The organism is Streptomyces sp. NPDC030245, assembly GCF_055572995.1.
Genome location: NZ_JBVICF010000006.1, coordinates 21,587 through 43,290 on the forward strand (window position 1 = coordinate 21,587; position 21,704 = coordinate 43,290).

The 21,704-nt window shown below is 70.6% G+C and carries 21 protein-coding genes; 8 read left to right on the forward strand and 13 right to left on the reverse strand.

Annotated elements, in window-relative coordinates:
* Window positions 1-51: 51 nt before the first annotated feature.
* Complete coding sequence (locus ACZ4Z4_RS17520) at window positions 52-738, forward strand: FadR/GntR family transcriptional regulator (RefSeq protein WP_468327754.1); 687 nt, start codon at window positions 52-54, stop codon at window positions 736-738.
* 9 nt (window positions 739-747) lie between these two features.
* Here ACZ4Z4_RS17520 and ACZ4Z4_RS17525 read toward each other — a convergent pair whose 3' ends face one another.
* From ACZ4Z4_RS17525 to fabG, 3 genes are all read right to left on the reverse strand, one after another.
* Window positions 748-1,110: a hypothetical protein gene (locus ACZ4Z4_RS17525; RefSeq protein WP_468327756.1), complete on the reverse strand. Its 363-nt coding sequence runs from the start codon at window positions 1,108-1,110 to the stop codon at window positions 748-750.
* 138 nt (window positions 1,111-1,248) lie between these two features.
* A complete protein-coding gene (fabI, locus tag ACZ4Z4_RS17530) occupies window positions 1,249-2,019 on the reverse strand; it encodes an enoyl-ACP reductase FabI (protein WP_468327758.1) in 771 nt (256 codons plus the stop codon).
* Between the two features lie 4 nt (window positions 2,020-2,023).
* Window positions 2,024-2,743 carry a 3-oxoacyl-[acyl-carrier-protein] reductase gene (gene fabG, locus ACZ4Z4_RS17535; protein ID WP_468327760.1) on the reverse strand — a complete coding sequence of 240 codons (720 nt, stop codon included), beginning with the start codon at window positions 2,741-2,743 and terminating at the stop codon, window positions 2,024-2,026.
* A gap of 186 nt (window positions 2,744-2,929) precedes the next feature.
* Here fabG and ACZ4Z4_RS17540 point away from each other — a divergent pair, with 186 nt between their 5' ends.
* The 3 genes from ACZ4Z4_RS17540 to tyrS are packed head-to-tail and all read left to right on the forward strand — an operon-like array spanning window position 2,930 to window position 7,171.
* Window positions 2,930-4,453 (forward strand): TldD/PmbA family protein, encoded by a 1,524-nt coding sequence (locus tag ACZ4Z4_RS17540; RefSeq protein ID WP_468327762.1) that lies wholly within the window; start codon window positions 2,930-2,932, stop codon window positions 4,451-4,453.
* Window positions 4,450-5,844: a metallopeptidase TldD-related protein gene (locus tag ACZ4Z4_RS17545; protein ID WP_468327764.1), complete on the forward strand. Its 1,395-nt coding sequence runs from the start codon at window positions 4,450-4,452 to the stop codon at window positions 5,842-5,844. The genes ACZ4Z4_RS17540 and ACZ4Z4_RS17545 overlap by 4 nt, the downstream gene beginning before the upstream one ends.
* Before the next feature lie 58 nt (window positions 5,845-5,902).
* Window positions 5,903-7,171: a tyrosine--tRNA ligase gene (tyrS, locus tag ACZ4Z4_RS17550; protein ID WP_468327766.1), complete on the forward strand. Its 1,269-nt coding sequence runs from the start codon at window positions 5,903-5,905 to the stop codon at window positions 7,169-7,171.
* 80 nt (window positions 7,172-7,251) lie between these two features.
* Here tyrS and ACZ4Z4_RS17555 read toward each other — a convergent pair whose 3' ends face one another.
* Window positions 7,252-7,527, reverse strand: coding sequence for a GlsB/YeaQ/YmgE family stress response membrane protein (locus ACZ4Z4_RS17555; protein WP_150183375.1), 276 nt, complete (start codon window positions 7,525-7,527; stop codon window positions 7,252-7,254).
* A gap of 223 nt (window positions 7,528-7,750) precedes the next feature.
* Between ACZ4Z4_RS17555 and ACZ4Z4_RS17560 the strand changes: the two genes are divergently transcribed.
* Window positions 7,751-8,137 carry a DUF3099 domain-containing protein gene (locus ACZ4Z4_RS17560; RefSeq protein WP_398307743.1) on the forward strand — a complete coding sequence of 129 codons (387 nt, stop codon included), beginning with the start codon at window positions 7,751-7,753 and terminating at the stop codon, window positions 8,135-8,137.
* Window positions 8,138-8,323: 186 nt separating this feature from the next.
* Window positions 8,324-8,578 carry a hypothetical protein gene (locus ACZ4Z4_RS17565; RefSeq protein WP_468327768.1) on the forward strand — a complete coding sequence of 85 codons (255 nt, stop codon included), beginning with the start codon at window positions 8,324-8,326 and terminating at the stop codon, window positions 8,576-8,578.
* 445 nt (window positions 8,579-9,023) lie between these two features.
* Here ACZ4Z4_RS17565 and moaA read toward each other — a convergent pair whose 3' ends face one another.
* The 3 genes from moaA to ACZ4Z4_RS17580 form a co-directional block, all read right to left on the reverse strand.
* The gene (gene moaA, locus ACZ4Z4_RS17570; protein WP_468327770.1) at window positions 9,024-10,031 is read right to left on the reverse strand and encodes a GTP 3',8-cyclase MoaA; all 1,008 of its coding nucleotides are present in this window, start codon (window positions 10,029-10,031) and stop codon (window positions 9,024-9,026) included.
* Between the two features lie 160 nt (window positions 10,032-10,191).
* Window positions 10,192-11,829, reverse strand: a complete 1,638-nt coding sequence (locus tag ACZ4Z4_RS17575) for a cation acetate symporter (RefSeq protein WP_398307737.1) — start codon at window positions 11,827-11,829, stop codon at window positions 10,192-10,194.
* Complete coding sequence (locus ACZ4Z4_RS17580) at window positions 11,826-12,212, reverse strand: DUF485 domain-containing protein (protein WP_468327772.1); 387 nt, start codon at window positions 12,210-12,212, stop codon at window positions 11,826-11,828. Before ACZ4Z4_RS17580 ends, ACZ4Z4_RS17575 begins: the two co-directional genes overlap by 4 nt.
* A 350-nt stretch (window positions 12,213-12,562) precedes the next feature.
* On the opposite strand from ACZ4Z4_RS17580, the gene ACZ4Z4_RS17585 reads away from it, so the two are divergent.
* A complete protein-coding gene (locus tag ACZ4Z4_RS17585; protein WP_468327774.1) occupies window positions 12,563-14,110 on the forward strand; it encodes a S8 family peptidase in 1,548 nt (515 codons plus the stop codon).
* Window positions 14,111-14,208: 98 nt separating this feature from the next.
* The gene (locus tag ACZ4Z4_RS17590) at window positions 14,209-15,708 is read left to right on the forward strand and encodes a S8 family peptidase (protein WP_468328447.1); all 1,500 of its coding nucleotides are present in this window, start codon (window positions 14,209-14,211) and stop codon (window positions 15,706-15,708) included.
* A gap of 18 nt (window positions 15,709-15,726) precedes the next feature.
* On the opposite strand, the gene ACZ4Z4_RS17595 is transcribed toward ACZ4Z4_RS17590, so the two are convergent.
* From ACZ4Z4_RS17595 to ACZ4Z4_RS17620, 6 genes are all read right to left on the reverse strand, one after another.
* Window positions 15,727-16,359 (reverse strand): lysoplasmalogenase family protein, encoded by a 633-nt coding sequence (locus ACZ4Z4_RS17595; protein WP_468327776.1) that lies wholly within the window; start codon window positions 16,357-16,359, stop codon window positions 15,727-15,729.
* The gene (locus ACZ4Z4_RS17600) at window positions 16,356-17,252 is read right to left on the reverse strand and encodes a sterol desaturase family protein (RefSeq protein WP_468327778.1); all 897 of its coding nucleotides are present in this window, start codon (window positions 17,250-17,252) and stop codon (window positions 16,356-16,358) included. Before ACZ4Z4_RS17600 ends, ACZ4Z4_RS17595 begins: the two co-directional genes overlap by 4 nt.
* 160 nt (window positions 17,253-17,412) lie before the next feature.
* Entirely contained in the window at window positions 17,413-18,651 is a 1,239-nt protein-coding gene (locus ACZ4Z4_RS17605; protein ID WP_468327780.1) for an amidohydrolase family protein, read from the reverse strand.
* Window positions 18,648-19,937 carry an amidohydrolase family protein gene (locus ACZ4Z4_RS17610; protein ID WP_468327782.1) on the reverse strand — a complete coding sequence of 430 codons (1,290 nt, stop codon included), beginning with the start codon at window positions 19,935-19,937 and terminating at the stop codon, window positions 18,648-18,650. Before ACZ4Z4_RS17610 ends, ACZ4Z4_RS17605 begins: the two co-directional genes overlap by 4 nt.
* Window positions 19,938-19,951: 14 nt before the next feature.
* Entirely contained in the window at window positions 19,952-20,836 is an 885-nt protein-coding gene (locus tag ACZ4Z4_RS17615; RefSeq protein WP_468327784.1) for an SDR family NAD(P)-dependent oxidoreductase, read from the reverse strand.
* Window position 20,837: 1 nt separating this feature from the next.
* Window positions 20,838-21,635 (reverse strand): acetoacetate decarboxylase family protein, encoded by a 798-nt coding sequence (locus tag ACZ4Z4_RS17620; protein ID WP_468327786.1) that lies wholly within the window; start codon window positions 21,633-21,635, stop codon window positions 20,838-20,840.
* Window positions 21,636-21,704 lie beyond the last annotated feature (69 nt).

Consider the following 21,704-nt stretch of genomic DNA (forward strand, 5'->3'; position numbering starts at 1 on the left):
CCGCTCACGTAACTCATGTAGCTCACACAGGTCTCCGCACGAAGGAGCGTCATGCCGCTGACCACCCCTCGCCGTTCGGCGCTCTCGGAGCAGGTCATCTCCGAGCTGCGCAACCAGATCTCGTCGGGCGAGTGGCCGGTCGGCTCCCGCATCCCCACCGAGCCCGAGCTCGTCGAGCAGCTGGGCGTGGCCAGGAACACGGTCAGGGAGGCGGTGCGCGCCCTCGCGCACAACGGCCTGCTCGACATCCGGCAGGGCTCCGGTACCTACGTGGTGGCGACGAGCGAGCTCGCGGGTGTGATGCAGCGCCGGTTCGCCGACGCGGACCCGCGGCACATCGCCGAGCTGCGCAGCACGCTGGAGTCCAGCGCCGCGAAGCTCGCCGCCGAGCGCCGCACCGAGCGCGACCTCAAGCAGCTCGACGTGCTGCTGGCACGCCGCGAGGAGGTCTGGGCGTCCGGGGACGCGGAGGCGTTCGTGACGGCCGACGCGACGTTCCACATGGCCGTCGTCGCCGCGTCGCACAACGACGTCATGACGGCCCTGTACGCGGACCTCGGCGAGGTGCTGCGGGACTGGCTGCGCGACGACATCGGCGATGAGCTGACCCCGGAGACCCACATGGACCACGCCCGTCTGGTGGACGCGATCCGCGCGGGCGACGCGGAGGCCGCCGCTTCGGAGGCGGCGGGCTACCCCTTCATGTGCCGCCCCGAGAGGCTCGCTTCCGGGGGCTGACGCGGCGGCTCACTTCTCGTGGCTGACCCAGACCGCGCGGACCTCTTTCCAGCACCGTCCGGTGAGGCGCACCGTCATCGCGGGCGCCGCCTCGACGGGGCGGGAGTCGGTGTCGATGTCCCACCACCGGTAGCACTCCACGTGGAGGCGGACCCGGTCGGTCTCGGGGTAGGGGTTGTGGCAGTACGCGACGGCGTGGGAGCCGACGACGCCGGTGCGGCACTCCGAACCGAAGGGCCGGGGCTTCTCCGCCTGCGCGTCCACTCCCCTGCGGACGTCCCCCACGCGCGCGTGGGGAGGTTCTTGCGGCGCGGCGCTCGGCGCGGCGACCACAAGAGCGAGAGCCGCGGGCACCGCACCGGAGAGACGCACACTTCAGGGTGCGCGACACTCCCCCGCTGCCGCCCGGCCTGGGGGCCGAACGGGTGACGGCACAGGCGCGAGGCCCCGCCTCCCGCGCGTTGCGGGGGACGGGGCCTCAAAGACGTACCACGAAGACGTACGACTCGGTCAGGCGCCCATCATGTGCACGCCGCCGTCGACGTGGATGATCTCGCCGGTGGTCTTCGGGAAGAAGTCCGAGAGCAGGGCGACGATGCCGCGGCCCGCGGGCTCGGGGTCGGCCATGTCCCAGTTCAGCGGGGAGCGGCTGTCCCAGACCTTGGCGAGCTCGCCGAAGCCCGGGATGGACTTGGCGGCCATGGAGCCGATCGGCCCCGCGGAGATCAGGTTGCAGCGGATGTCGCGCGAGCCGAGGTCACGTGCCAGGTAGCGGCTGGTGGCCTCCAGGGCGGCCTTGGCCGGGCCCATCCAGTCGTACTGCGGCCAGGCGAACTGCGCGTCGAAGGTCAGACCGACGACCGAGCCGCCCTCCTCCGGCATCAGCGGCAGGCAGGCCATGGTGAGCGACTTCAGGGAGTACGCCGAGACGTGCATGGCCGTGGAGACCGACTCGAACGGCGTGTTCAGGAAGTTGCCGCCGAGGGCGTCCTGCGGGGCGAAGCCGATGGAGTGCACGACGCCGTCCAGGCCGCCGAGCTCCTCGCGGACCAGGCCCTCCAGGCGGTCCAGGTGCTCCTGGTTGGTCACGTCGAGCTCGATGACCTTGGCGGGCTTCGGGAGCTTCTTGGCGATGCGCTCGGTGAGGGTGGGCCGCGGGAAGGCGGTCAGGATGACCTCCGCGCCCTGCTCCTGAGCGACCTTCGCCGCGTGGAAGGCGATGGAGGACTCCATCAGCACACCCGTGATGAGGATGCGCTTGCCGTCGAGGATTCCGCTCATGTGATCAGTGACCCATGCCCAATCCGCCGTCAACGGGGATGACGGCTCCAGTGATGTACGAGGCGTCGTCGGACGCGAGGAACTTCACCGCGGCGGCGATCTCCTCGGGCTGCGCGTAACGGCCGAGCGGCACCTGAGAGACGATGCCCTCGCGCTGCTCGTCCGTCAGCACCTTGGTCATGTCGGTGTCGACAAAACCGGGGGCGACGACGTTGAAGGTGAGGTTGCGCGAACCGAGCTCGCGGGCGAGCGAGCGGGCGAAGCCGACCAGACCCGCCTTGGAGGCGGCGTAGTTCGCCTGCCCCGCGCCGCCCAGCAGGCCGACGACGGAGGAGATGAGGACGACGCGGCCCTTCTTGGCGCGCAGCATGCCGCGGTTGGCGCGCTTGACGACGCGGAAGGTGCCGGTGAGGTTGGTGTCGAGGACGGACGTGAAGTCGTCCTCGGACATGCGCATCAGGAGCTGGTCCTTGGTGATGCCCGCGTTGGCGACCAGGACCTCGACGTTCCCGTGCTTCTCCTCGATCTCCTTGTAGGCCTGCTCCACCTGCTCGGCGTCGGTGATGTCGCACTTGACGGCGAGGACGCCGGCGTCGGTGAGGACCTTCGGCGGCTCGCCCGAGCGGTAGGTGATCGCGACCTTGTCGCCGGCGTCGGCGAAGGCGCTGGCGATGGCGAGGCCGATGCCCCGGTTTCCTCCGGTGACGAGAACCGAGCGGCTCAACGGATCACCCTTTCGATAGCGGTCTGGTACCTCGAAAACCTATCGGTACCTCCCGCGATACGGAGAATCGACGACCGACAGTGGCTCGGAGGAGTCGCTGTCGGGTCCCTACAGAAAACCCTGGCCCTGGAGCCGTGGTGCGCGACATGATCGGACCTGACCGGTGCCGACAGCAGGGAGACATCCGTGCCTCATTCCATCGATGAAGCCTTCACGGCACTGCCGCTGCGGGCTCTCGCCGACGCCGCGCTGGCCCGCGCGCGGGCGCTCGGCGCCGACCACGCGGACTTCCGCCTGGAGCGGGTGCGCAGCGCCTCCTGGCAGCTGCGCGACGCCAGGCCGTCCGGCAGCTCCGACTCGACGGACCTCGGCTACGCGGTCCGTGTGGTGCACGGCGGCACCTGGGGGTTCGCCTCCGGCGTCGACATGACGATGGACGCGGCGGCGCGCGTCGCCTCGCAGGCCGTGGCCATGGCGAAGCTGTCCGCGCAGGTCATCAAGGCGGCCGGGTCGGACGAGCGGGTGGAGCTCGCGGACGAGCCGGTGCACGCGGACAAGACGTGGATCTCCTCGTACGAGATCGATCCGTTCTCCGTGCCGGACGAGGAGAAGGCGGGGCTGCTCGCCGACTGGAGCGCGCGGCTGCTCGCCGCCGACGGGGTCACGCACGTCGACGCGTCGCTGATGACCGTGCACGAGAACAAGTTCTACGCGGACACGGCGGGAACGACGACGACGCAACAGCGCGTGCGGCTGCACCCGCAGCTGACCGCGGTGGCCGTCGACGGGTCGAGCGGCGAGTTCGACTCGATGCGGACCATCGCGCCGCCGGTCGGCCGCGGCTGGGAGTACCTCACGGGGACCGGCTGGGACTGGGAGGGCGAGCTCGCGCGGATTCCCGAGCAATTGGCGGAGAAGATGCGGGCGCCGAGTGTCCAGGCCGGTTCGTACGACCTCGTCGTCGACCCGTCCAACCTCTGGCTGACGATCCACGAGTCCATCGGGCACGCCACCGAGCTGGACCGCGCCCTCGGCTACGAGGCGGCGTACGCGGGCACGTCCTTCGCCACCTTCGACCAGCTCGGCAAGCTGGCGTACGGCTCCTCGCTGATGAACGTGACGGGCGACCGGACGGCGGAGCACGGGCTCGCGACGATCGGGTACGACGACGAGGGCGTGGCCGCGCAGTCCTGGGACCTGGTCAAGGACGGCACGCTGGTCGGCTACCAGCTGGACCGGCGGATCGCGAGGCTCACCGGCTTCGAGCGGTCCAACGGCTGCGCGTACGCCGACTCCCCCGGCCATGTGCCGGTGCAGCGCATGGCGAACGTGTCGCTCAAGCCGGACCCGGGCGGGCTCTCCACGGAGGACCTGATCGCGGGCGTCGACCGCGGCATCTACGTGGTCGGCGACCGGTCGTGGTCCATCGACATGCAGAGGTACAACTTCCAGTTCACTGGGCAGCGCTTCTACAGGATCGAGAACGGGCGGCTCGCCGGGCAGCTGCGGGACGTCGCCTACCAGGCGACGACGACCGACTTCTGGGGCTCGATGGCCGCGGTCGGCGGCCCGCAGACGTACGTCCTCGGTGGCGCCTTCAACTGCGGCAAGGCCCAGCCCGGCCAGGTCGCCGCGGTGTCGCACGGCTGCCCGTCCGCCCTGTTCCGGGGCGTGAACATTCTGAACACCACGCAGGAGGCCGGCCGATGAGCCGCAGCGCCACCAAGCCGCATGAGATCGTCGAGCGCGCCCTCGACCTGTCCACCGCCGACGGCTGCGTCGTCATCGCCGACGAGGAGTCCACGGCGAACCTGCGCTGGGCGGGCAACGCGCTGACCACCAACGGCGTCACGCGCGGGCGCACCCTCACCGTCATCGCGACCGTCGACGGCAAGGAGGGCACCGCCTCCGGTGTCGTGACGCGCTCGGCCGTGACCGCCGACGACCTGGAGCCGCTGGTGCGGGCCGCCGAGGAGGCGGCGCGCGGGGCGGCTCCCGCCGAGGACGCGCAGCCGCTGGTGACCGGCACCGCCGCCTCCCCCGATTTCACCGAGGCGCCCGTGGAGACCTCGTCCGCGGTCTTCACGGACTTCGCGCCCGCGCTCGGTGAGGCGTTCGCGCGGGCCCGTGCGGGCGGCCGGGAGCTGTACGGCTTCGCGAACCACGAGTTCGTTTCCAGCTACCTCGGTACGTCGACGGGGCTCCGCCTCCGCCACGACCAGCCCAACGGCACCCTGGAGCTCAACGCCAAGTCGCCCGACCGCACCCGGTCCGCGTGGGCGGGGCGCGCCACCCGTGACTTCAAGGACGTCGACCCGGCCGCCCTCGACGCGGAGCTCGCGCAGCGCCTCGGGTGGGCGGAGCGCCGCATCGACCTGCCCGCCGGGCGGTACGAGACGCTGCTGCCGCCGACCGCCGTCGCCGACCTGCTGATCTACCAGTACTGGTCGTCGTCGGCCCGCGACGCCGCCGAGGGCCGCACGGTGTTCTCCAAGCCGGGCGGCGCCACGCGCCTCGGCGAGCGCCTCACCGAGCTGCCGCTGACGCTGCGCAGCGACCCGTACGAGCCGGGTCTGGAGTCGGCGCCGTTCGTGCTCGCGCACTCCTCGGGCGGTGACGCCTCCGTCTTCGACAACGGTCTGCCGCTGTCCGCCACCGAGTGGATCCGCGCCGGTGAGCTCGCTCACCTGGCGACCAGCCGGCACAGCGCGGGACTGACCGGGCTGCCGGTGACACCGGCCGTCGACAACCTCGTCCTGGACGGGGGCGGCGACCGCTCCCTGGCCGAGATGGTCGCGGCCACCGAGCGCGGGCTGCTGCTGACCTGCCTCTGGTACATCCGCGAGGTCGACCCGGCGACGCTGCTGCTCACCGGGTTGACCAGGGACGGCGTGTACCTCGTCGAGAACGGCGAGGTGGTGGGCGAGGTGAACAACTTCCGGTTCAACGAGTCACCCGTGGACCTGCTCGGGCGGGCGACGGAGGCGGGCCGTACGGAGAAGACGCTGCCCCGCGAGTGGGGCGACTACTTCACCCGCGCCGCGACGCCCGCGCTGCGCGTCCCCGATTTCAATATGAGTTCGGTCAGCCAGGGCGTATAACCTCGGACCCTGCACTCACCTGTGCACCCTTCCGTACATCCAAGGAGACGCGAGACCCGTGACGGACATCGTCGACGAGCTGAAGTGGCGGGGGCTGTTCGCCCTGTCCACCGATGAAGACGCACTGCGCAAGGCGCTCGCGGACGGTCCCGTCACGTTCTATTGCGGCTTCGACCCGACCGCGGCGAGCCTGCACGTGGGACACCTCGTGCAGGTCCTCACCGTCCGGCGGCTCCAGCAGGCGGGGCACCGTCCGCTGGCGCTGGTGGGCGGGGCGACCGGCCAGATCGGCGACCCGCGGCCGACCGCCGAGCGCACCCTGAACGACCCGGAGACGGTCGCGAACTGGGTGGCCCGGCTGCGCTCGCAGATCGAGCCGTACCTGTCCTTCGAGGGCGAGAACGCCGCGACGATGGTCAACAACCTCGACTGGACCGCGGGGATGTCCGCGATCGAGTTCCTGCGCGACATCGGCAAGCACTTCCGGGTGAACAAGATGCTGACCAAGGACTCCGTGGCCCGCCGCCTGGAGTCCCAGGAAGGCATCTCGTACACGGAGTTCAGCTACCAGCTCCTCCAGGGCATGGACTTCCTGGAGCTCTACCGGCGGTACGGCTGCACGCTTCAGACCGGCGGCAGCGACCAGTGGGGCAACCTCACGGCGGGCATCGACCTGATCCACCGCCTGGAGCCGGACGCCGCGGTGCACGCCATGGGCACGCCGCTGATGCTCAAGTCGGACGGCACCAAGTTCGGCAAGTCCGAGGGCGGCGCGGTCTGGCTCGACCCGGCGATGACCACGCCGTACGCGTTCTACCAGTTCTGGCTGAACACGGACGACCGGGACATCTCGACGTACATGCGGATCCTGTCCTTCAAGTCCCGCGAGGAGCTCGAGGAGATCGAGAAGCAGACGGAGGAGCGTCCGCAGGCGCGTGCCGCGCAGCGCGCGCTGGCCGAGGAGCTGACCACGCTGGTGCACGGCGCGGACCAGTGCGCCGCGGTCATCGCCGCGTCCAAGGCGCTCTTCGGCCAGGGTGAGCTCGCCGGTCTCGACGAGGCGACACTGGCCGCGGCCCTCTCCGAGCTGCCGCGCGTCGAGGTCGCCGAGCTCGGCCCGGTCGTGGACCTGTTCGCCGAGGTCGGCCTGGTGGCGAGCAAGTCCGCCGCCCGGCGCACGGTCAAGGAGGGCGGTGCCTACGTGAACAACGTGAAGGTCACCGCCGAGGACGCCGTGCCGGCCCGCGAGGATCTGCTGCACGGGCGGTGGCTGGTCCTGCGCCGCGGCAAGAAGAACCTGGCCGCGGTCGAGGTCACGGGAGGCTGAGCCGCCCCCACCCCGCGCACACGGAGGGGCCGGTCCGCGCGGACCGGCCCCTCCGTGTGCGGTTAAGCCTCCGTGTGGGGCTAAGCCCGCCGTTTGTTGCCCCGGAGCATCGTGTACGCCGCGTCACCGAGGCCGACGACCACGAGAGCCGCTACCAGCTGGAGCGCGTGCCTGCCCCAGTCGATGCCCTTGGTCTCGTTGATGCCGAACTGAGTCGCGAGCCAGTTGCCCAGAACGGCTCCGATGATGCCGAACACCGTGGTCAGCCAGAGTGGACTGTGCTGCTTCCCGGGGAGGATCGCCTTGGCGATCAGTCCCAGTACGAAACCCACGATGATGGCCCACAACCAGCCCATAGCTGCCTCCTAGTACGGCTCAGATGAGCATTACGGCCAGTCTCGACCCGTCCGCCATACGGCGCATGTCGGGCTCGTCCATACGTGGCGCGGCGCAGGAGGGGCAACGGGATGAGGCCCGCCCCGGTCTCGTAGGCTGCGCAGCCGCGGCGTAACGTTGAGGGGCCGGGCCGGGGCAGGTACCGCGGAGAGTCCGGCACAGCGGACAGGGCGGTGGAATGTGATGCGGAAGCAGAGCAGCGGCCAGGTCTTCCGGATCACGGGGGCCCGGCAGGGTCTCGCGGAGGACGTGCGGGGCAGGCAGCGACGGTATGTGATCTCGATGTCGGTCCGTACGGTGTCGGTGGTGGCCGCCGCCGTGCTGTGGAACGTCGAGCGCCACGTCGCGCTCGTCGCTCTGGTGCTCGGGGTCCTCCTGCCGTACATCTCCGTCGTGATCGCCAACGCCGGCCGGGAGTCGCCGCCTTCGCTGCCCTCGACGTTCGTGCCCGCTCCTTCTCGGCCAATGCTCGCGCCGCCCGTCGCGGCCGCCGCCGCGGAATCCGTCCCGGAAGATCCCCTGGGCCCCGCTCACGACCAGCGGCGCGGCGCCGCGCACGAGCCGAACTGACCGACGACGTTGCGCCAAGCTCAAGAAAAGCTCAGATCAATCATGTAGTTCCGGTGCCAGTCCGAGGGTCCCCCATGACATACTTCGTACGCGCTCCGCATCCCCCGTCGGAGCGACAGACCGACGCCGGGCAGCTCCCCCCGTGGCTGCTCGGCGTCGCCTTGTTCGCAGCACTTGGACGCGACTGTGAGTGACGAAAACCCGATCTGTTCCGCCAAGGGCTGCCGCGTCTCCGCGGTCTGGGTACTGGCCTGGAACAACCCCAAGATCCACACCCCGGAGCGGCGCAAGACGTGGCTCGCGTGCGAAGAACACCGCGAGCACCTCACCCAGTTCCTCGGCGTACGCGGCATGCTGAAGGACGTCGTGCCGCTGGCCGAGTGGGAGTCCCGGGACGACGGTCAGCTGTCTTCCCCCCAGCGCCCGCCGGGTTCTCCGTAACCCCGCGAAGCTCAAGAAAAGCTCAGATCAATCACGACGTTCCGGTGCCGATCCGGCGACCCTCCCTGCCATACTGCGAGCGCTCCGCGTCCCCCGTCGGAGCGACGCACTCGCGGCGAAGGGGGGTGACAAATGAATGATCGTCCTGTGAAGTCGCGCAGGCGCTGGACCGGTCCCGAGAGGTGGCAGGTCTCGCTCGCACTGCTCGGCTTACTCGTAGCGATCACGGGATGTGTGGGGCAGTTCGTCCAGTAGGGCGCCCACCCATGAGGCCGTCGTGACCGGTGCTGCGCACGCAGCGAGCCCGGTCGAGTGATGGACGACCGGGCTCGTGAACAACTGCGCGGAGGGCCTCGCTCTGGCAGGAGCGGGGCCTTCCGTCGTGACCGGCATCGACCGTCCACGACCGCTGGAATAGTACAGCGCGCGGCGCCTCGCGGTTAAGTCACCCGCCGATCGCCGACATCGGGCGGTCCGGCTGCAAGAACGACGGGTCGTCCAGGCCGGAGCCCGCCTTCTTGCCCCACATCGCGAGCTTCCATATGCGGGCGATCTCCTCGTCCGCGCCGTCCGCCGTGTCCTCGGGCGCGGCGCGCAGGGCCGCGCGGAGATCGGTCTCCTCGGTGGCGAAGAGGCAGGTGCGCACCTGGCCGTCGGCGGTGAGCCGGGTGCGGTCGCAGGCCGAGCAGAAGGGGCGGGTGACGGAGGCGATGACGCCGACGCGGTGCGGGCCGCCGTCGACGATCCAGCGCTCGGCGGGCGCGGAGCCGCGCTCCCCCGAGCCTTCTTCGGTGAGCTCGAAGCGGGTGCGCAGGGACTCCAGGATGTCACCTGCGGTGATCATGCCGTCGCGCTTCCAGCCGTGCTGGGCGTCGAGGGGCATCTGCTCGATGAAGCGGAGTTCGTAGTCGTTCTCCACCGCCCAGGCCAGGAGGTCGGGGGCCTCGTCGTCGTTCAGGCCCGGCATCAGGACGGTGTTGACCTTGACCGGGGTGAGGCCGGCGTCGCGGGCCGCTTCGAGGCCTTCGAGGACGTCCTTGTGGCGGTCGCGGCGGGTGAGCGTCTTGAAGACGTCGGGGCGCAGGGTGTCCAGGGAGACGTTGACCCGGTCGAGGCCGGCGGCCTTGAGGGCCTTCGCGGTGCGCTTGAGGCCGATGCCGTTCGTCGTCAGGGACATCTTCGGGCGGGGCTCCAGCTGGGCGCAGCGCTCGACGATGCCGACGAGGCCGGGGCGCAGCAGGGGCTCGCCGCCGGTGAAGCGGACCTCGCGGATGCCCAGGTGGGTGACGGCGATCCGGATGAGGCGGACGATCTCGTCGTCGGTCAGGAGGTCCGGCTTGGCGAGCCACTGGAGGCCCTCTTCCGGCATGCAGTACGTGCACCGCAGATTGCAGCGGTCGGTCAGCGATACGCGCAGGTCAGTGGCTACGCGGCCAAACGTGTCGATGAGCACTGCGGCCCCCTCCCCGGCGGTCGGATTCTCATGTGTCCCACTGCCTTCGACCTTACGCGACACCTCTGACAACGCCATGGGCCATTTGCCACGAGGAACGGTACGGCCGCGTCGTAGGACTCTACGACGCGGCCGCTACGAACGTGTGAACAAATGCCGGTCAGTGGGCTCCGACGCCGGTGAGGGACTTGACCTCCAGCTCTGCGTACTTGCCCTTGTCCGGCTCCTCCTTGGAGAGGAGCGAGCCGAGCCAGCCGAGCAGGAAGCCCAGCGGGATGGAGATGAGGCCCGGGTTCTCCAGCGGGAAGAAGTCGAAGTTCGCGTCGGGGAACATCGAGGACGGCTTCCCGGAGACGACCGGTGAGAACAGCACCAGGCCGACGGCGGCGATGAGGCCGCCGTAGATCGACCAGAGCGCACCCTGCGTGGTGAACCTCTTCCAGAAGAGGCTGTAGAGGATCGTCGGCAGGTTGGCGGATGCGGCGACCGCGAAGGCGAGGGCGACGAGGCCCGCCACGTTCAGGTCGCGGGCCAGGGCGCCGAGCGCGATGGAGACGATGCCGATGAACACGGTCGACCAGCGGGCCGCCTTCATCTCCTCCTTCTCGGTGGCCTTGCCCTTGCGGATGACGTTCGCGTAGATGTCGTGCGCGAAGGAGGACGACGAGGCGAGGGTGAGGCCCGCGACGACCGCGAGGATCGTGGCGAAGGCGACCGCCGAGATCACCGCGAGCAGGATCGCGCCGCCGGTCGAGTCACCGCCACCGCCGATCTCCAGGGCGGCGAGCGGGGCGGCCGTGTTGCCCGCCTTGTTGGAGGCGATGATCTCGCCGGGCTTGAGCAGGGCTGCGGCGCCGAAGCCGAGGACGATCGTCATCAGGTAGAAGGCGCCGATGATGCCGATCGCCCAGTTCACGGACTTACGGGCGGCCTTGGACGTCGGCACGGTGTAGAAGCGGATCAGGATGTGCGGCAGGCCGGCGGTGCCGAGGACGAGGGCGATGCCGAGGGAGATGAAGTCCAGCTTCGAGGTGCCGGAGACGCCGTACTTGAGGCCGGGCTCCAGGAAGGCGGAGCCCTTGCCGCTGTTGGAGGCGGCCGTGCCGAGCAGGTCGGAGACGTTGAAGTTGAACTTCAGCAGGATGAGGAAGGTGATCAGGACGGTGCCGGTGATGAGCAGGACCGCCTTGACCATCTGCACCCAGGTGGTGCCCTTCATGCCGCCGATGGTGACGTAGACGATCATCAGGACGCCGACGAGGGCGACGATGAGGATCTTGCCCGCGTCGCTGGTGATGCCGAGCAGCAGTGAGACCAGGACGCCGGCGCCCGCCATCTGCGCGAGCAGGTAGAAGATCGACACGACGATGGTGGAGGTGCCCGCGGCGGTGCGGACCGGGCGCTGGCGCATGCGGTAGGCGAGGACGTCGCCCATCGTGTAGCGCCCGGAGTTGCGCAGCGGCTCGGCGACCAGGAGGAGCGCCACCAGCCAGGCGACCAGGAAGCCGATGGAGTAGAGGAAGCCGTCGTAGCCGAAGAGGGCGATGGCGCCGGCGATGCCGAGGAAGGACGCGGCGGACATGTAGTCGCCGGAGATCGCCAGGCCGTTCTGGAAGCCGGTGAACTGGCGGCCGCCCGCGTAGAAGTCGGCGGCGCTCTTGGTCTGCCGCCCGGCCCACACGGTGATGAAGAGGGTGGCGACGACGAAGGCGGCGAAGAGGCTGATGATCAGCGGCCGGTGCTCGGAGGCGTCGGAGGCCGCCGCCAGGTCGATCACGGCGGTGTGCGCGGGGCTCATGCGTCGCCCTCCATGCGGGTCTCCATGCGGGACTTGATCCCCTCGGCCTTCGGGTCGAGCTGCGCCGCCGCGTGGCGCGAGTAGAACCAGGCGATGAGGAAGGTGGTCAGGAACTGCCCGAGGCCGAGGACCAGGGCCACGTTGATGTTGCCGAAGAGCTTGGTGCCCATGAATCCGCCCGCGTAGTTGGAGAGCAGGACGTACACGAGGTACCAGGCGATGAAGGCGATGGTGAGCGGGAAGGCGAACGAGCGGTGCGAGCGGCGCAGTTCACCGAATTCCGCGCTCTCCTGCACCTCGATGTACTCCTCCGTGGAGGGCGCGTGCAGAGCGGGTTCTTTTCCTTCGCCACCCTTCGAAGGGGGCGGTGCGTCGGTGGCCACGGAGTCTCCTCGTGGTGCGGGTGGGGTGGGGACGGACAGTTGTTCCATGCGTGCTCTGGCCTCACATCCGGCGTGACACGGATCACGTGAGCCACGGATGGCGATGCTAAGGCCACGGGACGTGATCCGACAGGGGTTGATGTTGCTTCCGTTGTCTGCTCAACGTCCCCGCGCGGCGCACGACGCGCCCCGGCTGCCCGGTTTCTTCTGGAACGCAGCCAGAAGGCAGTCAGCAGCCATTGCTGGCCTGGGAGTTCGGGGGATAGCTTCACCCCTGCACGCCCGTCATGTACCTGCCCGAGCACCAGCTGTGTTCGGGCAGTTCCGTATCCGGATGATGTGGAGATCCCATGGCTCATCTGCCTTCCAGACGTCGTACGGCGCTCACCGTGCCGCTCGGCCTCGCGCTCGCCGCCTCGGTCGGCTTCGCGCCCGGCGCCGCGACCGCGGCCCCGAACGAGCCCCCCGCCCCCGTGTCGGCGCAGACCGCGAAGGACGCCCCCGTCTACGCGTACGTCGTCAACACCCGCACGGACCGCAAGACGCTCGCGTACGTCAAGAAGGCGATAGCCAGGGCCGGCGGTTCCGTCGTCGTCACGCACGAGAAGATCGGCGTCATCGTCGTCCACTCCACGGACCAGGACTTCGGCAAGCGAATACGCGCCGTGCGCGGCGTCCAGTCGGCGGGCGCGACCCACACCGCGCCACTGAAGTCGGCCGCCACCACGGACGACGGCAAGGCGAAGATGCTCTCCGCGGCCGAGGCCAAGGCCCTGCGCAAGAGCGCCGCTCCGGGCACCGAGCCGATGGAAGCCGACCAGTGGGACCTGCGGGCGATCGGCGCCGACAAGGCCGCGAAGATCAACCCGGGCAGCAAGAAGGTCACCGTCGCCGTGATCGACACCGGCGTCGACGACACCCACCCGGACCTGGCCCCGAACTTCTCGGCGAAGCAGTCCGCGAGCTGTGTCGGCGGCAAGCTGGACACCTCGCCCGGGGCCTGGCGCCCGGCGAAGAAGGAGCACTACCACGGCACGCACGTGGCCGGTGAGATCGGCGCCGCACGCAACGGCGTCGGCGTCGCGGGCGTGGCGCCCGGCGTGAAGATCGCGGGCATCAAGGTGGCCGACCCGGTCGACGAGCTGTTCTACCCGGAGAACGTGGTCTGCGCCTTCGTGTTCGCCGCCGAGCACAGCGTCGAGATCACCAACAACAGCTACTACGTGGACCCGTGGCTGTACAACTGCAAGGACGACCCGGACCAGAAGGCGATCCTCGACGCGGTCAACCGCGCGCAGCTGTACGCGCAGAAGAAGGGCACCCTCAACGTCGCCTCCGCGGGCAACTCCAACCACGACCTGGACGCGGACGCGATCGTCGACGACTCCAGCCCGGACGACTCCACCCCGGTGACCCGCACCATCGACCCGCACGAGTGCCTCGACGTGCCGACCCAGCTGCCGGGCGTCGTCACGACCAGCGCGACGGGCGTCAAGAACCTCAAGTCGTCGTACTCCAGCTACGGCAAGGGCGTCGTCGACGTGACGGCCCCGGGCGGCGACCGCTACCAGCTGCCGACCGACACCCCGTCGAAGAACGGCAACATCCTCTCAACCATGCCGGGCGGCGAGTACGGCTGGCTGCGCGGCACGTCGATGGCCGCGCCGCACGCCTCGGGTGTCGCCGCGCTGATCAAGTCGACCCACCCCAAGGCGGGCCCGGCCGAGCTCCAGCGGATCCTGAAGAAGCAGGCCGACCGTCTGGAGTGCCCCACCACGCCGTACGACCCCGACGGTGACGGTGACGTCGACGCGGTCTGCGAGAGCGGCGGCGCGCACAACAACGGCTTCTACGGCAGCGGGCTCGTCGACGCGCTCGACGCCGTGAAGAAGAAGTGACGGGGAGACGACACGTGAGCAAGTCCACCAAGTCCCACATATCCGCCGCAGCCCTCCTGCGCTCCCGCCGTGCGCTGGCCCTGCCGCTCGGTGTCGCGATGGTCTCCGCCGTCGCCTTCCTGCCGGGCACGGCGACCGCGCGGCCCGCCGCGGTGCCGGACGCTCCGGCGTCGGTCCCGGCGGCGGCAGCGGCCGCCACGGACGCCTCCTCCATGAGCTACGTGGTGAACGTCCGCCCCGGGAAGGGCAGTTCGGAGCGCGCCAAGAGGGCGATCGCCAAGGCCGACGGCAAGGTCGTCATCGCGTACGACAAGATCGGCGTCATCGTCGTCCACTCGGCGAACCCCGACTTCGCGAAGACGATGCGCAAGGTGAAGGGCGTCGACTCGGCGGGCGCGACCCGGACGGCACCGCTCTCCGCCCAGTCCGACAACGCCCTGGAGTCGGAGCGGCCGCTGACCGCCGCGGAGGCGAAGGCCGCGGCCGGGAAGGCCGCGGCGGGCCAGGACGAGCTGGAGCCGTTGCAGTGGGACCTGCCCGCCATGAAGGCGGACAAGGCGCACGAGGTCTCCCTCGGCAGCCGCAAGGTCACGGTCGGCGTGCTCGACTCCGGTGTCGACGACACGCACCCCGACATCGCGCCGAACTTCGACCGCGAGGCGTCCGCGAGCTGCCTGGGCGGCGTGCCGGTGCAGAAGGGCGACGCGTGGCGGCCGGTGGCCGGTGAGAGCGACCACGGCATGCACGTGGCGGGCACGGTCGCCGCCGCGAAGAACGGCACCGGTGTCACCGGCGTCGCGCCGGGCGTGAAGGTCGCGAGCCTGAAGGTGGCGGAGCCCAAGACCGGCCTGTACTACACGGAGGCCGTGGTCTGCGGCTTCGTGTGGGCGGCCGACCACGGCGTCGACGTCACCAACAACAGCTATTACACCGACCCGTGGCTGTTCAACTGCACGACGGACGCCGACCAGAAGGCGCTGGTCGACGCGGTCGGGCGGGCCTCGAAGTACGCGGAGCGCAAGGGCGCCGTCAACGTCGCGGCCGCGGGCAACTCGAAGACCGACCTGGCCCAGGACGAGATCATCGACACGACGAGTCCCAACGACACCACTCCGGTGCCGCGGACCATCAAGACCAAGGACTGCTTCGACCTCCCGTCGCAGCTTCCGGGGGTCGTGACGGTCTCCGCCACCGGTGCGAAGGGCATCAAGGCGTCGTACTCGAACTACGGCCACGGCGTCATCGACATCACGGCACCGGGCGGTGACTCGACCAAGTACCAGGCGCCGAACCCGCCGGCCGTCGACGGCCGGATCCTCTCCACGCTGCCGGGCGGCAAGTTCGGCTACAAGGGCGGCACATCGATGGCGTCGCCGCACGTCGCGGGCGTGGCCGCGCTGCTCAAGTCGACGCATCCGCACGCCTCGCCGAAGCGGATCAAGGAACTGCTCCACCGCCAGGCCGACGCGATGGCCTGCACCGACCCGTACGACTTCGACGGCGACGGCAAGGTGGACGCGGTCTGCGAGGGCGGCCGGAACAAGAACGGCTTCTACGGCGTGGGCATGGCCGACGCGTTGGACGCCGTGCGCAAGTAGCGGGCGAGCAGCACCAGATCACCGCGGAGCGGTGGGGAGGGCCGGGCGGCTCGGTGGCCGCCCGGCCCTCCTCGTCCCCGAGGAGTGGCCGGGGCCGGCCGCGGCGGCCGTCAGCACTCCCCTGGCCAACAGGGCCTGGGCCGCCAGATACGTGAGCATGATCGCGAAGTCGGGCCTCGGCAGCTGCGGCCAGTCGGCGACGCCGGTCGCGATCAGGGTGTCCGAGAGCAGGAAGAGCGCCCCGCCCGCGGCCGCCGTGGTGCCGAGCGTGGTCGCGCCGAGCGCGAGGGCGTACGCGGCCGCGAGGACCGCACCTCGCGCGTACCCGCGGGTTCCGCCGAGCCGCTCGCCGTACCGCTTGAAGAGCACGAGATAGCAGACGTGTCCGGCGGCGAAGGACCCCATCCCGGCGAGGAACGCGGGCTCGGCGTCGAAGAGCAGGAGGGTGTCGCCGCCGCAGCCGAAGAGGAGGGCGGCGATCAGCAGCCGGGGGCCCTTCCGCGTGGCGACGTACGCCGCGAGGAGGGGCATGAGCAGGGGCTTGAAGACCGCGTGGCCGGGGCCAAGGGCGGCGAGGAGCGCGACGAGGTCGCCGAGCGCGGCGGCGGCGAAGGCGCCGAGGAGCAGGGCCGGCGGCGGCCGCCCGGTCACGCCGCCCGCTCCTGGACCGGCGCGTCGGGGGCGGGCAGGGCCGCCGGGGGCGCCTCGGGAGCCTGCGGCTGCCAGCCGGGGCCGCGGAAGACCCGACCGGCCCGCTCCCGCCAACCCGCGGCGGCGCGCAGGTCCTTGGCGATGGCGACGTACTCGTGGGTCGCCACGCGCAGGGGGTTGTACGTGTCGATGTTCTTCGTCAGTCCGTACACGGGACGGTCGGTCTCGGCGACCCAGGAGCCGAAGAGCCGGTCCCAGACGATGAGGATGCCGCCGAAGTTACGGTCCAGGTAGCCGCCCTGGGACGCGTGGTGCACGCGGTGGTGGGAGGGCGTGTTGAAGACGTACTCGATGGGGCGGGGCAGCTTCCCGATGCGCTCGGTGTGGATCCAGAACTGGTAGACCAGGTTGGCCGACGAGCAGAACGCGAGCGCCGCCGGGTGGACGCCGCAGGCGATGAGCGGCAGGTAGAACGGCCACACCGTGAGGCTCGTCCAGGGCTGGCGCAGTGCCGTCGTGAGGTTGAACTTGCGGCTGGAGTGGTGCACGACGTGGCAGGCCCACAGGATGCGGATGACGTGGTGGCCCCGGTGCGACCAGTAGTAGAAGAAGTCCTGGGCGAGGAGCATCAGCGGGACGGTCCACCACAGGACGGGCACGCGCAGCGGTGTCAGCGCGTAGACGCCCGAGTAGATCGCGACGATCGGGATCTTCCACAGCAGGTCGAAGAAGAGGCTGCCGAGCCCCATGGTGATGCTGGTGGCGGCGTCCTTCGTCTCGTACCCGGCGGCGTCCTCGTCGGGATGGATCCGGTGGCTGACGATCTCGACGACGGTGAGCAGCACGAAAGCCGGGATGGACCACAGCACGACATCGGGCAGGTTCGGGGACATGCGTGCACCGTAGAACGGCCGCGGGCCCACGACTAGAGGTTGTTACCGACAAGTATTACCGGCGGTACGGGAGCGGTTGTTGGTGATCCTCGCCAAAGGCCCCGCGGGGGGGCCGGGGGCGGTGCCGGGTGCCGGGCACCGCCCCCGAGCCCTCAGGCGCTCACCAGACCCGTACCGACGCCCCCGAAGCGAAGACCGGGCTGGTCGCGTCGGCGGGGGCCTCCTCGAGGGGTTCGTCCAGTTCCTGGACCGTGGGTCCCACGCGCGCGGCGATGCGTCCGAGCCGTTCCAGGTCGAAGCCGTAGACGCGGGCCGCGTTGCCGCCGACCATGGCCGCGATCTCCTCCCTGGGGAGGCCGGCGTAGGCGGTGCGGAGCCCTTCGCGCGAGTAGGGGTACGTGCCCTCGTCGTGCGGGTAGTCGCTGCCCCACATGATCTTGTCGAGGCCGATCCGGTCGCGCAGGGCCGCCTCGTGGGGGCGCATGAAGCTCGCGCCCACGAAGCAGTTGTCGCGCCACACCTCGGAGGGCCCCTTGCCCATCGCGTCGGCGAGACCCGCGCCGAACTTCGCCTCGGCCGTGCCCGCGCCGCCCGCCCTCCGCGCCGCCGCGACGAGCCGCCCGTGGTAGTAGTCCAGCATGTCGAGCACTCCGGGGACCCAGCCCGAGCCCTGCTCGGTGAGGACGAGCCTGAGCTCCGGGTGGCGGCGGAAGGCCCCGCCGAAGACGAGGTGCCACAGCGCGCGGTGCGAGAACCACGTCGTCTCGACCATGAACACCGCGCGGGCGGCCGGCTCCTCGCCGAGCGGCGGTGAGGCCGAGCCCGCGTGGTGGTTGACCGGCACGCCCAGTTCGGCGCAGGCCGCCCAGATCGGGTCGTACGTCGACGAGTAGAGCTCGGGCAGACCGGAGCCCGGTGGGGTGCCGGGCAGCATCAGGCCTCCGGTGAGGCCCGCCTTCACCGATCGGCGGATCTCCTCGACCGCCCGGTCGACGTCGTTGAGGAGGATCTGGAAGACGCCCGCCCTGCGGCCCGGCGCGGCGGCGCAGAAGTCCGCGAGCCACCGGTTGTGGGCGCGCAGGCCCGCCCAGCGCCGCTCGAACTCCTCACGGGTGGGCGGTGGGGCCATCAGGGAGGCCGAGGGGAAGAACGGCGGGATGGTGTTGGGGAAGACGACCTCGGCGACGATGCCGTCCGCTTCGAGCTCGGCGACGCGGCGGTCCGAGTTCCAGTTGCGGTCCGCGGTGTCGGCGAGGAGGTCCTCGTACGGATTGACGTAGGTGGCCGCCCACGCGTCGAACGCGTCGTGGTGGCGCGACTCCAAGTAGGGCCTGTAGTCGAGGAGATCGGCGCCCGCGTGGCAGTCCGCGGAGATGACGGTGTAGCGGTCCCCGGTCATCGGGTCACCCCCAGCGTCGGGAAGTCGTGGTCGGTCAGCCAGTGGCGGCCGACCTCGCGCGAGCGCGCCCAGGAGGCCTCCACGGCGCTCTGGTCGGCGTCCTGGCCCAGGTCGGCCGGGGTGGGGCCGATGCGGCGCGCCAGTGGCGCGAGCTTCTCCGTGTCGAAGCCGAAGACCTCCGCGGCGGCGAGGCCCAGCATGCGGCGGGTCTCCGCGACCGGGATGTCGTGGAAGGTCTTCCTCAGCCACGCGCGCGTGTCGGGCCAGGTGCCCTCGGGGTGCGGGAAGTCGCTGCCCCAGAGGATGTTGTCGACGCCGATCTCGTACCGCTGGGCGAGCTCGCGGCGCTTGGTGTTGGTGGCGCAGACGAAGATCTGCCGGTCCAGGTACTCGTGCGGCGGGCGCTTCAGTTCCTCGAAGGGGGAGAGCTTCTTGCCGCCGTGCGCGCCCAGGTAGAGGCGGTCCATGAACCACAGGAGGTTCGGCAGCCACCAGCAGCCGGACTCCGCGACGCCGAATCTGAGCCCGGGATGGCGTTCGAAGACGCCGGACCAGAGCATGAACCACAGCGGCCGCGCGGGCCACCAGGTCACTTCGGAGACGTAGATCCCGAGGTGGTCGCCGTACTCGTGGCGGGGCGCCGCTCCGGAGTGGGTGACCACGGGCATCGCGCACTCGGCGGCCGCGGCCCACACGGGGTCGTAGCGCCGGTCGTGGTAGGGCGCCTTGTCGACCCACATGGAGGGGATCATCAGCGCGCCGAGACCGGACTCCTTGGCGCGGTGCACCTCGGCGACGACGCGGTCGACCTCTCCGGTGACGGGCAACAGGGCAACGCCACAGTGCCGCTCGGGATGCTCGGATACGAAGTCGGCCAGCCAGCGGTTGTGCGCCTGGGCGCCCGCCATGCCGAGCTCCGGGTCCTGGTCTCCGGAGAGGCCGAGCCCCACTCCGAAGGGCGCGGCGGTCTGGCTGTCGACGGCGTCCGCGTCGGGGAAGACGACCTCGGCGGCCACTCCGTCGCCGTCCAGTTCCTTGAGGCGCTGCGCGCTGTCCCAGCCGCCGCGCAGGCCCTCTTCGTTGTCCTGGAACCACTTGGCGGCGAACGCGTCGTTGCGGATGCCGAGCCGGGTCGCCTCCTCGCGGCGGGCGCCGCGCTCGCCGAGGAAGGCGTCGAAGTCCCGGTGGAAGCGGCTGTCGAGGTAGGGCCGGTACTCCTCGGTGGGGAGCCCGGCGTGGCAGTCGGAGGAGATGATCAGGTACGGGTCGTTCCGCTGGTCCGTCATGGCACGTCCCTCACTCAGTCCAGGATGAAGCGTTCCAGGTACGCGGGGTCGGACCGGTCGAGCATCGACCTCGACCGCGCCCGGATCTGCCGGTCGCTGTGCTCGCTCGCCGGGAGCAGCCAGAAACGGCCGGCGGCGATGCCCTCGGCCACGAAGTCCGCGACCTCCTCGACGGGCGTGAACCGCACCTCCTCGCCCGCCTCCCGCATGGCGGCCTCCCACTGGCCGAGGCTGCGGTAAGGGGTCCTGCGGGGGCGGGACTTGGCGTACCGGTCGGGCCGGTTGCGGTGCGACTCCCACAGGCCGGTGCGGAGCATGTGGGGTCCTGGGAAAAGCACGGAGGCGCCCACGCGCGCGTGCTCCGCCTTCAGATGGGCGTACAGCGACTCGGTCATCGTCACCACGGCGGCCTTGGTGACGGCGTACACGGAGGCGGTGGGCAGCGGGGCGATACCGCCGTCCCCGGAGGAGGTGTTGACGACGTGGCCCGGCTCGCCGCCCGCGATCATCCGGGGCACGAAGGCCTGGATGCCGTGGAAGACGCCCCAGACGTTGACTTCGAAGGCCCACTTCCAGTCGTTCGGGTCGTGCTCCCACATGCGGCCCTCGGCGCCCGAGCCGACCCCCGCGTTGTTGCAGAGCACGTGGACGGCGCCGAACCTGTCGTACGCCTCTTCTGCGAGGGCGAAGACCTGCTCGCGCACCCCGACGTCGACCACGCGCGCGTGCACGGTCGCGCCGTCCTCGCGCAGTTCCGCCGCGGCCTTCTCCAGGGCACCGGCCTCGACGTCCGCGAGGACCACCGTCAGGCCGTCCGCCGCGAACCGCCGCGCCATGGCGAGCCCGATGCCGCTCGCCGCGCCCGTGACGACGGCGACCCGCCCCTCACGCAGCTCCATCTCAGACGCTCCCCTCTGGCGGCCCGTCGAGGATCTGCGCCGGGTCGTCGTAGCGCTGGTGGATGTAGGGCAGCAGTGCCTGGGCGCTGACGCGTTCGACGACGCGGCCCTGCTGGTCGGTGGTCTTCTCGCCGATGGTGATCTCGACGAGGGAGCGGATCGGCAGGTCGGCCACGGGGTCGTACATCGACTCGCGCAGCACGACGTCCCCGGTGACGGCCTCCAGCTTGCGGACCTTCTCGTTCCGTACGCAGTGCACGAGCACGGGGTCCGCGTCGAAGCCCGAACCGTCCACGGCGGGCAGGAACTTGAAGTAGAAGTCGGTCTTCCGCGTCGGCTCCGGCAGCGGCAGGGCGCCGCTGACCGCGCCGCGCACCTCCACGAACGCGATGCCGTGCCGGGCGAGCCGGGCCCGCACCACCAGGCCGTCGCGCTCGACCTCCACCTCGCCGAGCTTCTTCGGCTCGCCGAAGACCTCCCGCCCGCCGATCAGGGCCCGCTCGTGGGTCATCGGCATCACCAGCGGATACCAGCCCGCCACTCCCGCGTGCTCGGCCGCGACGGCGACGGAGCCCGCGCCCAGCGGGTAGCCCGGCAGGTCGACCTTGCTGATGTTCACCCGCACCAGGGGCCGCCCGGTGGGTTTCAGCGGCGGCGGCAGGACCGCCGCGACCACGTCCGGATCGCTCTCCCAGACGGCCACCACGCCCGTGGACCAGATGTCGGGAAGCTTGGAACCCGCGGTGCGCGAGGCGGCGATCTCCGCCTCGTCGCGCGCTCCGTAGCGGATGCGTGCCATGTCGTACCACCCTTCGTCAGCGCGGACTCGGGCCCGCGGCCGGGACTTGCGGCGGTTCTGTAACACAGT